General features: G+C 69.6%; 11 protein-coding genes and 1 pseudogene. 7 read left to right on the top strand and 5 right to left on the bottom strand.

Annotation, left to right across the window (positions count from 1 at the left end; translation table 11 throughout):
• Positions 1 to 457: hypothetical protein (locus tag HMPREF2863_RS11895; protein ID WP_210386730.1), on the top strand; the 457-nt coding region annotated here is incomplete at its 5' end.
• Between the two features lie 349 nt (positions 458 to 806).
• Here the strand turns inward: HMPREF2863_RS11895 and HMPREF2863_RS09405 are convergent.
• The 3 genes from HMPREF2863_RS09405 to HMPREF2863_RS09395 form a co-directional block, all read right to left on the bottom strand.
• A complete protein-coding gene (locus HMPREF2863_RS09405) occupies positions 807 to 1,280 on the bottom strand; it encodes a signal peptidase II (protein ID WP_227718746.1) in 474 nt (157 codons plus the stop codon).
• Positions 1,281 to 1,460: 180 nt separating this feature from the next.
• Entirely contained in the window at positions 1,461 to 3,416 is a 1,956-nt protein-coding gene (locus HMPREF2863_RS09400) for a heavy metal translocating P-type ATPase (RefSeq protein ID WP_170721174.1), read from the bottom strand.
• On the bottom strand, positions 3,413 to 3,775 hold the full coding sequence (locus HMPREF2863_RS09395) for a Cd(II)/Pb(II)-sensing metalloregulatory transcriptional regulator CmtR (protein ID WP_070639689.1): 363 nt from the start codon (positions 3,773 to 3,775) through the stop codon (positions 3,413 to 3,415). The genes HMPREF2863_RS09400 and HMPREF2863_RS09395 overlap by 4 nt, the downstream gene beginning before the upstream one ends.
• Positions 3,776 to 3,927: 152 nt before the next feature.
• Between HMPREF2863_RS09395 and HMPREF2863_RS09390 the strand changes: the two genes are divergently transcribed.
• The 5 genes and pseudogenes from HMPREF2863_RS09390 to HMPREF2863_RS09370 all read left to right on the top strand — a co-directional run bounded on the left by HMPREF2863_RS09390 (position 3,928) and on the right by HMPREF2863_RS09370 (position 7,552).
• Positions 3,928 to 4,677, top strand: coding sequence for a cytochrome c biogenesis CcdA family protein (locus HMPREF2863_RS09390; RefSeq protein WP_036313837.1), 750 nt, complete (start codon positions 3,928 to 3,930; stop codon positions 4,675 to 4,677).
• A gap of 43 nt (positions 4,678 to 4,720) precedes the next feature.
• Positions 4,721 to 5,461, top strand: coding sequence for a DsbA family protein (locus HMPREF2863_RS09385; RefSeq protein ID WP_036313834.1), 741 nt, complete (start codon positions 4,721 to 4,723; stop codon positions 5,459 to 5,461).
• 61 nt (positions 5,462 to 5,522) lie between these two features.
• The gene (locus HMPREF2863_RS09380) at positions 5,523 to 6,182 is read left to right on the top strand and encodes a vitamin K epoxide reductase family protein (RefSeq protein WP_036313831.1); all 660 of its coding nucleotides are present in this window, start codon (positions 5,523 to 5,525) and stop codon (positions 6,180 to 6,182) included.
• A 54-nt stretch (positions 6,183 to 6,236) separates the two neighbouring features.
• A complete protein-coding gene (locus HMPREF2863_RS09375; RefSeq protein ID WP_067191815.1) occupies positions 6,237 to 6,614 on the top strand; it encodes an ArsR/SmtB family transcription factor in 378 nt (125 codons plus the stop codon).
• Between the two features lie 30 nt (positions 6,615 to 6,644).
• A pseudogene (locus HMPREF2863_RS09370) lies at positions 6,645 to 7,552 on the top strand (cation diffusion facilitator family transporter).
• 205 nt (positions 7,553 to 7,757) lie between these two features.
• Here the strand turns inward: HMPREF2863_RS09370 and HMPREF2863_RS09365 are convergent.
• Positions 7,758 to 8,375 (bottom strand): recombinase family protein, encoded by a 618-nt coding sequence (locus HMPREF2863_RS09365; RefSeq protein ID WP_036313821.1) that lies wholly within the window; start codon positions 8,373 to 8,375, stop codon positions 7,758 to 7,760.
• 298 nt (positions 8,376 to 8,673) lie between these two features.
• Entirely contained in the window at positions 8,674 to 9,597 is a 924-nt protein-coding gene (locus HMPREF2863_RS09360; RefSeq protein ID WP_083315355.1) for a TniQ family protein, read from the bottom strand.
• 2 nt (positions 9,598 to 9,599) lie between these two features.
• Here HMPREF2863_RS09360 and HMPREF2863_RS09355 point away from each other — a divergent pair.
• Positions 9,600 to 10,013: helix-turn-helix domain-containing protein (locus tag HMPREF2863_RS09355; protein WP_141756412.1), on the top strand; the 414-nt coding region annotated here is incomplete at its 3' end.

Here is a 10,013-nt window from a genome sequence, read left to right as displayed (position 1 = left end):
GTCTACACCCTCGATTGTGAAGAGCCAGTTTGGGACGCAGCAGGTCTCGTTCCCATGTCCTCATGGCGGTGATGTGGCCGCTTTCCTGGAGACGGGATGCAGCGCGATGGAACTCGTCCTGGGAAATTCGCGCGCTGTCGGCCCGAGTCGAGAGGGTGGCCTCGTAGGAGGCATGAGAGTCGGGTTGCTGGCAGATCGAGGTGAGCCCCTGCCATTCGATCTCGGCCCGCCGGTACTGGCGGGCCAGACGGGTCGCCTGAGCGCGTTTGGGGCCATCAAGTGGGAATGGAGTGTCGCCGATGGACCGCTTCTGCTGCGGGATGAACTCCAGCTGTTCGAGCTGTTCGAGCTGTTCGAGCTGGTCGTGAACCTCATCGCGGAGCTCATCCGGACATACCTCGGTTGGGAAAAGCCAATGAGCGTGTCGAAGAGGTCCTCGCGAACGACGTGTGGATAACCCGGCTCCCTGGGGGCCAAGCCGTCACGGTCGGTCCATTCAGTGGTCATCCTACTTCGGGAGGCTCGAGCTGGCGGTCCAGGTTCTACTCCGTCGAGCTCACCCGCACGTAGGCCACCGTCTGTCCAACCACGTCTTTGACCCTCCGACATTTCTGTCCAACAGCCCGATTTGGGACCGCCTCTGACGTGATGGCCTCGTGGACGGGCAGGGTGTGTAAGGGGTATACCCGATTGGACGCACCGCCCCACCCCGCCAAGATCACCGTGTGGTCTCGTACGGCGCCGGCAGGTTGACTCCCTAGGGGGGACCGACTGCAGCGGGCCGCGGAGGGGAGTCCTAGTAGTGGTTATCGCGCGGCGTCGACGGTGCCCCGGTCGGGCACCGTGGCGGTCAGGAGGACCGCGGCCAGCGCCCCGCCGACAATGAAGATGTCCGCGATGTTGCCGATGAACCAGTTCCCGTAGGCGAGGAAGTCCACCACGTGGCCTTGCCCGAATGACGGTGGGCGCAGGAGCCGGTCACCCAGGTGGGAAGTCACCGCGCCGCCGAGACACCCGATCACGATCGCCCAGGACACGGTACGGACCCGGAGGGTGAACCAGATCGCCGCGGCGACCGCCACCGCCGAGATGATGGTGAAGATCCAGGTCGAGTTGGCCCCGAACGAGAAGGCCGCCCCGGGGTTGTAGGCCAGCTGGAGCCCGAGCAGCTCACCCAGGAGCGGGACTCGCTCGCCCGTGGACAGGCTGTTCTCCGCCCACCACTTGGTCACCTGGTCCAGGACCACTACGCCGGCCCCGATCGCAATGGTCAAGAGCACCAGGGGGTACCTGCGCCGGTGGTTCATTCGTGTCCTTTCGCGATGCGCCCGTTTCCCGGCGCCTCAGTGGATCTGCTGACCCCGGCGCGACCTGTGAAATCGCCGGCAGGTACCGGATGGACCGGACAGGTCGGGTCTCACCGGGCCTGGGCGTCTCTGTCCCGCAGGCACGGTAGGAGCTCATCCCGTGGTGGCGGGTTGGGCTTGCCGGTCGGTGAGGGGTTCCAGGGCGGTGCGTCGGGTGGTGGCGGCGCGCAGGCCGTTGCCGATGACGATGACCTCGGCGACCTCGTGGACCAGGACCACGGCGGCCAGGCCGAGGACGCCGGTGATGGCCAGCGGCAGCAGCACGGCGATGATCAGCAGCGAGAGAATGATGTTCTGATTGATGATGGCCCGGCCGCGGCGGGCGTGGGCCAGAGCTTGGGGGATCAGGCGCAGGTCGTGGCCGGTGAAGGCGACATCGGCGGATTCGATGGCTGCGTCCGAGCCGGTGGCGCCCATGGCGATGCCGACCTCGGCGGCGGCCAGGGCGGGAGAGTCGTTGATGCCGTCACCGATCATCGCGGTGGGCCGGGTGCCGGTCAACTGGTGGACGGCGGTGGCCTTGTCCTCGGGGCGCAACTCGGCGCGCACGTCGTCGATGCCGGCCTGGTCGGCGATCGCCCGGGCGGTGCGGGCGTTGTCCCCGGTGAGCATGGTCAGGTCGATGCCCTGGCCGGTCAGGGTGGTCACGACGGTGGGGACCTCAGGGCGCAGTTCGTCACGGACCCCGATGGCCCCGGCGACCGCCCCGTCGCGGTGGATGATGACCACGGTCATGCCCTGGTCCTCCAGCCCCTGGACCTGGGCCGCCAGGGGGCCGGGGGCCAGCCAGCGGGGGCTGCCGACGGTGACGGTAGCCCCGTCCAGGCGGCCGGTGATCCCGTGCCCGGCGGTCTCGGTGACGCCCTCGGCCGCGGGCGTGTCCGGGGTGGCGGCGGTGATGGCCGCGGCCAACGGGTGGGTGCTGTGCTGTTCCAGTGCCGCGGCCCAGCCCAGCACTTGGTCCTCGGTGATGCCGGGGGCGGCGAGCACGGCGGTGACGGTGGGCTGGTTGCGGGTCAGGGTCCCGGTCTTGTCCACCGCCAGGTGGCGGATCCCGCCGAGGCGCTCGAAGGCGGCCCCGGATTTGATGACCACCCCGAACCGGCTGGCCGCGCCGATCGCCGAGACCACGGTGACCGGCACCGCGATGGCCAGCGCGCAGGGCGAGGCGGCCACCAACACCACCAGGGCGCGGGTGATCCACAGTTCCGGGTCCCCGAGCAGGGACCCGAGGGCCGCGACGAGCACGGCCAGGATGAGCACCCCGGGCACCAGGGGCTTCGCGATCCGGTCGGCCAGCCGGGCCCGGTCCCCCTTCTCGGCCTGGGCCTGTTCGACCAGGTGCACGATGGTGGTCAGGGAGTTGTCGGTGCCGGCGGCGGTGGCGTCAATCTCCAGGGCCCCGGCGGTATTGATCGACCCGGCCGAGACGGTGTCTCCCGGGCCGACCTCGACCGGGATGGACTCGCCGGTGATCGCCGAGGTGTCCAGGGAACTGCGCCCGGTACGCACGATCCCGTCGGTGGCGACCCGTTCCCCGGGCCGGACCACGAGCACCTGCCCGGGTCGCAGGTCCTTGGCCTCGACCTCCACCGTGGCCCCGCCGGCCCGGATGGTCGCGGTCTCGGGCACCAGTTTCAGCAGGGCGCGCAGGCCCGCCCGGGCCCGGTCCATGGCCTTGTCTTCCAGGGCCTCGGCGATGGAGTACAGGAACGCCAGGGCGGCGGCCTCCTCGATGTAGCCCAGGATCACCGCGCCGATGGCGCTGATCGTCATCAGCAGTCCGATCCCGAGCCGGCCCCGGGTGAACAATCCGCGCAGCGCCCCGGGCACGAAGGTCCAGGCGCCCAGCACCAGCCCGACCCAGAACACCACCGTGGCCACGAGACCGGCCCCGGACCATTCCAGGACCAGCCCGGTGAGGAACGCCAGCCCGGAGAGCGCCGGGAGCAGGATGGCTGCATCGCGCCACCACGGCCGGTGCTCCTCGTGCTCCTCGGGTGCACCGGGAGTGGGGGTCGGGGCCTCGCAGCCGCAGGCGGCGCTCACGAGGCCACCTCCGCCGTTTCGCAGCACCCGGGTACCGGGCAGCCCGGGTCCAGGCAGGGCGCGGAGGCATCCACCGCGAGGGTCACCTCGAGCAGACTGCTCAGCGCCCGGGCCAGGTGCGCATCGACGATCGCGTACCGGGTGCGGCGGCCCTGGTGCTCGACGGCCACGATCCCGCAGTCCCGCAGGCAGGCCAGGTGGTTCGACACGTTCGACCGGCTCAGCCCCAGAGCCTGGGCCAGCTCGGCCGGATACCCGGGGCCCTCCAGCAGGGACAGCAGGATCCGGGATCGGGTGGGGTCGGCCATCGCCCGGCCCAGTCGGTTCATCACGTCCAACCGTGTCGCAATCGTCAGCATGTGGTGAACTATACAGCCTGTGCTGTAGTCTCTTGCGCGGTTTCGCCCGGGCCGGGCGACCCCGATCGATTGAATCAGTGAGGACCCTCCGTGACTGCCCGTTGCTGCCCCACCTTCCCGCATCGCCGCTGCCGGGGCCGAGGAGGACGGCCATGAGCCTGGGTGGGTTCTTCGCCGAGATGGTCCAGTCCGGGGCACTGCTGGTGGCGATGCCGCTGGCCGTGGTCGCCGGGCTGGTGTCCTTCCTCTCCCCGTGCATCTTGCCGCTGGTGCCCGGATACCTGGGGTATGTCTCCGGGCTGGCCGACCCGCGCCGGGCGGACAACCGGCGCCGGGTGATGACCGGGGTGGGACTGTTCATTATGGGCTTCGCCGCGGTGTTCACCCTCTACGGGGCCGCCTTCGGGGTGATCGGCGGGTGGCTGTTGCAGTGGCAGGACGCGCTGATCCGGGCCTTGGGGGTGTTCGTGATCCTGATGGGCCTGGTGCTCATCGGCTGGCTGCCGTTCCTGCAGAACACCCGGCGGATGTCCTTCCAGCCCAGGACCGGGATCGCCGGGGCCCCGCTGCTCGGGGTGGTCTTCGGCCTGGGCTGGACCCCGTGTATGGGCCCGACCCTCAGCGCCGTGCTGGCGTTGAGCACCACCACCGGGGACCCCTGGCGCGGGGCCCTGCTGGGCTTCCTCTACTGTCTGGGCCTGGGCATCCCCTTCGTGCTGGTGGCGATGGGCCTGGACTGGGTCACCCGAACGCTGGGCTTCGTCCGCCGCCACATCCGCGCCTTCAACATCATCGGCGGGGTACTGCTGGTGCTCGTCGGGGTGCTGATGGTCACCGGGATCTGGACCCTGTGGATCTACCAGCTGCAGAACCTGGCCGGCACCTTCACCACCCCCGTCTAACCCCGCCCGCACACGCCCCCCCACCTCACGGATTGGACCGCTCGTGACTTCCCCTGACCCCACCGCTTCCACCCCGTCTTCTCCCACCCCGTCCCGGCAGCGCCGGGCCAAGATCGTGGTCTGGGTGCTGCTGGGCCTGGTCGTGGCCGCCGCCCTCATCGGTTACCTTGTGGCCCGCGGGACCGCCACCGCCCAGCAGCAGGACCCCAACCAGTCCACCGCCCAGTCCACCGGGCAGTCGACTGGGTCTGCCGGTCAGTTGGTGCGGGAGAATAGCCGGGTGCTCTCGCAGGCCCCCAATGAGAAGGCCGTGCTGGTGGAGTTCCTGGACTTCGAGTGCGAGGCCTGCGCGGCGGCTTACCCCTTCGTGGAGGACCTGCGCGCCGAGTATGCGGACACCGTGACCTTCGTGCACCGGTACTTCCCGCTGCCGGGCCACCCGAACTCGGTCACCGCGGCCATCGCCGTGGAGGCCGCTGCCCAGCAGGGCGCCTACGAGTCGATGTACCAGAAGATGTTCGAGACCCAGACCGAGTGGAGCCACACCACGGAGGACCGCAGCCCGGTCTTCCGGGCCTACGCCGAAGAGTTGGGCCTGGACATGGCCGCCTACGATGCCGCGGTGGCCGACCCGGCCACCCGGGACCGGGTCGAGCTGGACGTGGCCGACGGCACCGCCCTGGGCGTGGCCGGGACCCCGACCTTCTACCTCGACGGTGAGCCGCTCACCGTGAACAGCCTGGAAGAGTTCACCGCCGCCGTCGAGGCCGCCACCCAGGACTGACCGCCCGGACCATCCGCGGCCACCCGGGCCAGAGCAAAGGACCGAGAGCAAAGGACTTCCCATGACCGACCGGCTCACCGAGCCCACCGCCCCGAGCGCCGCCTCCCCAGTATCGGCAGCCGGCCCGGCGCCGGCCCCGGCGTGGTTCACCGGGCGCCGGGCCTTCGGCCTGGTGCTGCTCGTCACCGGCGCCGTCGGCTGGATCGCCTCGGCGACCCTGGTCCTCGAACGCCTCGCCCTCTACGAGAACCCCGGCCACACCACCAGCTGTGACATCAACCCCTGGGTGTCCTGCGGACGGGTCATGGGCACCTGGCAGTCCGAGCTGTTCGGCTTCCCCAACCCGCTGATCGGCATCGTCGCCTTCGCCGTGGTGATCTCCACCGCGATGGTCGTGCTCTCCGGGGCCCGGCCCGGCCGCGGGTACTGGCTCGGGCTGCAGGCCGGGGTCACCCTCGGGATAGGGTTCGTGGCCTGGCTGTGGTTCCAGGCCCTGTACGAGATCTACATCCTCTGCCTGTACTGCATGATCGTCTGGGCGGCCATGATCCCCCTGTTCCTCCTGCTCACCGCCCGCAACCTCGCCCACGGCGTGATCCCCGCCCCGCCGGGGGTGGTCCGGTTCGCCACCGGCTGGGCCGGGACCCTCATCGCCGTCGCCTACGTCGCCGTCGCCGGCTCGGTCTTCGTCCAGTTCCTCCCCGCCTTCACCGGCTTCTGACCGGTCCTGGGGCGCGACCTCGCCATTATCGACTGAAGGCGCTATTATCGTCGTATGACGATGATTAAGGAGCCGGGGGTGTCCCCGGCGGCGGGCCTGGGCCCGGCGGCGGCGCTGTTCCACGGGTTCTCCGACCCCACCCGGTTGGCGATCCTGCGGCACCTGGCCACCGGGGAGCACAAAGTGCGCGAGCTGACCGAGCACCTCGGGTTGGCCCAGTCCACGGTCAGTGCGCACCTGGCCTGCCTGGCCGGCTGCGGGTTGGTGGCCTCCCGGCCGGCGGGCCGGGCCTCGCTGTACGCCCTGGCCGCCGAGCCCGAGCTGCTTCAGGTGCTGGCCGCCGCCGAGCGGCTGCTGACGGTCACCGGGCACGCGGTCGAGCTCTGCCCACACTCCGGCACCCCGGGCCCCGACGGCCCCGCCGCGGCCTGAGCCCGGTCCCGGAGAAGGAGGACACAGTTAATGGGTGCACACCACCACGCCTCGCCGGCGCACCGCTGGCGGCTGGCGGTCGCTTTCGCCATCACCACGGCGGTGCTGCTGGCCGAGGTGGCCGGGGCGCTGATCACCGGCAGCCTGGCCCTACTGGTGGACGCGGCGCACATGCTCACCGACGCTGGCGGGTTGCTGATGGCCCTGCTGGCCTCCACCCTGATGGCTCGGCCGCCCACGGCCCGGCGCACCTGGGGGTTCCTGCGCGCCGAGGTGTTGGCCGCCCTGGCCCAGGCCGCCATCCTGCTGGCCGTGGGTCTCTACGCCTTCATCGAGGGCCTGCAGCGACTGTTTGCCCCGCCCGAGGTAGCCTCCGGCCCTCTGCTGCTGTTCGGGATCCTCGGCTTGGCCGGTAACCTCGCCTCGCTGGCCGTCCTCGGCTCCGGCCGCGGGGCCAACCTGAACATGCGCGCCGCGTTCCTGGAGGTCCTCAACGATGCGCTGGGCTCGGTGGCCGTGATCGCCAGCGCCCTGGTCATCGCCACCACCGGCTGGGCGCAGGCCGACGCCGTGGCCGGGATGCTCATCGCCGTGTTGATTGTGCCCCGCACCCTGAAGATCCTGGCCGAGGCCGCGCACATCCTGCTCGAATCCACCCCCCGGGACCTGGACCTCGCCGAGGTTCGGGACCACCTTGAAGCGGTGCCGCACGTGGTGTCCGTGCACGACCTGCACGCCTCCCAGATCGCCACCGGGGTCCCCGTGCTCAGCGCCCACGTCGTCGTCGAGGACCACTGCTTCCACGACGGGCACGCCCCCAGATCCTGGACCAGCTCCAACACTGCGTCGCCGAGCACTTCGACGTGGCGATCGACCACTCCACCTTCCAACTCGAACCCGCCGCCCACGCCCACCACGAACACCCCACCCACCACTGACCCAGTGGGGCTGGTTGAGCAATAGACGCGTCCGCAGGAGGAACCCCCCACCGGACACACCCGCAGCCGACATGGATGAACAGTGGCACGCCACTAGGGACATCCCGCATGACCCGTCCGGTGGTCCGTCCCGCGACGGCACGTCATACGACACGCCCCCGGGTGGGTCACCATCGGCGGCACACAGCTCCGCAGCCCGCGGTGGTCATCGGCGTTGGGCCAGCACCTTCTGTCCGGCTTCGCGCAGTTCCCCCGTGGGTGAGACGTGGCGGTAGAGGGTCTGGCGGGTGATGCCCAGTTCCTTACACAGGGCACCGACGTTGGTGTCCTTGTTCCCCATCGAGGCCATCGCCAGGCGGATCTTGGCCGGGGTCATCTTGTAGGGCCGGCCGCCCTTGCGGCCTCGGGCCCGGGCCGAGGCCAGGCCGGCCTTGGTGCGTTCGGAGATCAGCTCGCGTTCGAACTCGGCCAGGGCGGCGAAGATCCCGAACACCAGCTTGCCGGAGGCGGTCGTGGTGTCAATCGCCGCCCCCTGGCCGGTGAGCACCTTCAGGCCCACGCCCCGCTCGGTGAGCTCGTGCACGATGTTGACCAGGTGGCGCAGGTCCCGGCCGAGTCGGTCCAGCTTCCACACCAGCAGGGTATCCCCGGCCCGCAGCGCTTTCAGGCACGCGGCCAGATGGGGACGGTCATCGCTCTTGCCGGAGGCCTTGTCCTCGTACAGAGCCTCCGGTTCCACGCCGGCTTCGAGCAGGGCGTCGCGTTGCAGGTCGGTGGCCTGGGAGCCGTCAGCCTTAGACACCCGCATGTACCCCACGAGCACCGCCCACCACCCCTGTCATTTATTCGATCGTTTATGTGACACGAGGCCCGCAGAGCGAAGTGTTGAGAAATATTGTCACGTAACCGGTCATTTATTCTACGTCTCGCAGACGGTCACGGCGTAGCTATGGTGACAGGTAGTCCGAAGGGATGCCGAGCTCGGTGAAATTGCTCCGGACGCCTTGGATCACTTCGTCGTTGTCGCGGCGGTACATCGTGCAGAAGTTGAAGAGTTGGCGGGCGGTCTCGGGGGTGGTCCGGGCTTCCTCGACGACGGCCTGAAAGTTCTTTTTGATCTCCTACCAACGGATGGCGGTGGGGTCCGTGGTTTGTTCGGTGCTGCCGGGGTCGCGGGAAATGTCCGGTTGGGGCAGGAACACCTCGGCTTCGCGTCCGGGGCAGGTCATGGCCCGGGTTTCGAGCAGGTGTATCGCGGTGGCGGCGGCTTCCAGGGACTGGAGTTGGCGCTGATCGGAGAGTTCCTCGTAGGGGCGCCACGGGCCCTGTCCGGCGCGGACCGGGTGGCCGGTGCGGTCCCACACCTGTCGTGTCAGCCGGCCGGGTGCGCCGCATTCGATGATGGTCGCGCCGAGCTCGTCGAGCAGCGTCCTGAGTAGTCGGAACCAGAGGCCTGCGTGCACCCGGTGTCGGGGAAGGGCGACGGATCCTGTGGTCAGGGCCTGCCAGGTCCGCTGGTCCATGCTCCGGATCGCCGCCCCGACCGGTCGCGGCTCGGGCCTACCCGGCGAGACGTGCCAGAAGTCGTGGTAGCCCACCGGGCCGTTGTGGCGTTCGAGTCGGCAGTGGTGGACGGGGCAGGAGAGCAATAGGGGCACCAGCCACGCCAGTTGGTAGGGGCAGGGAGGGGTGGATTCCATGGTGCAGCGCGGACAGGCCCGGTGTTGCCAGCCGGCATCCGTGGGCAACCAGGCCCGCCAGTCCTCCACGGTACGGTCGCGTCTCCTTCCCCGGGGCAGCAGTACCGCCAGCTGGCGGGTATAGGTGGTGTAGGCCTCCGCCGCTGGCTCGAGTTGGTCCAGCAGCCAGGGGGTCTGCCAGCCGAGAGTCATGGCCCGTATGGTGTCGGTTCCGGTTCTGGTGCGGCCGGCTAGCTGTTGTGGGTCATGAGGTTCTTGACATGGGTGCCGGGCTGAGATGAGACGAGTGGGCCTCTCCCACAGGATGGAAGTTCCTACGCCTCCGACCTGCTCGAAAAGACCCACTCATGACTCACGCTAACGCACCCCTGACCCCCACTGGCCGTCTCAGGATGGTCCACCGCCACCTGCACGACCGGATCCCGCAGGCACACGTGGCCGCCGAGTTCCGGGTCTCACGGCCCACAGTGGCCACCTGGGTGGCCCGCTACAAGGCTCAGGGCGAGGCAGGACTTCAGGACCTGCCCAGCCGGCCGCACCGTTCACCTGCCCAGCTCGATCCGGTCCTGGTCGCCCAGATCCACGCCCTGCGGCGGGAGCGCAAGTGGTCCGCACGGCGCATCCATCACCACCTCGTCTCCGAGGGCCACCGGGTGTGTCTTCGTACTGTGGGGCGGTGGCTGCGCCGGCTCGGGATCTCCCGCCTACGGGACCTGACCCCGGCCGGAGAAGACCTGCGCCAACGACCCCAGAAGATCACC

Source organism: Micrococcus sp. HMSC067E09 (assembly GCF_001812555.1).
Taxonomy (GTDB): Bacteria; Actinomycetota; Actinomycetes; order Actinomycetales; family Micrococcaceae; genus Micrococcus; species Micrococcus lylae.
The sequence above is the reverse complement of the archived record's forward strand: the minus strand, read 5'-3'. Positions and strand labels throughout refer to the sequence as shown.

Coding starts and splice junctions, on each gene's coding strand:
- HMPREF2863_RS09395 (WP_070639689.1), bottom strand. CDS start 3,775: ATGCTGACGATTGCGACACGGTTGGACGTGATGAACCGACTGGGCCGG.
- HMPREF2863_RS09390 (WP_036313837.1), top strand. CDS start 3,928: ATGAGCCTGGGTGGGTTCTTCGCCGAGATGGTCCAGTCCGGGGCACTG.
- HMPREF2863_RS09380 (WP_036313831.1), top strand. CDS start 5,523: ATGACCGACCGGCTCACCGAGCCCACCGCCCCGAGCGCCGCCTCCCCA.
- HMPREF2863_RS09375 (WP_067191815.1), top strand. CDS start 6,237: ATGACGATGATTAAGGAGCCGGGGGTGTCCCCGGCGGCGGGCCTGGGC.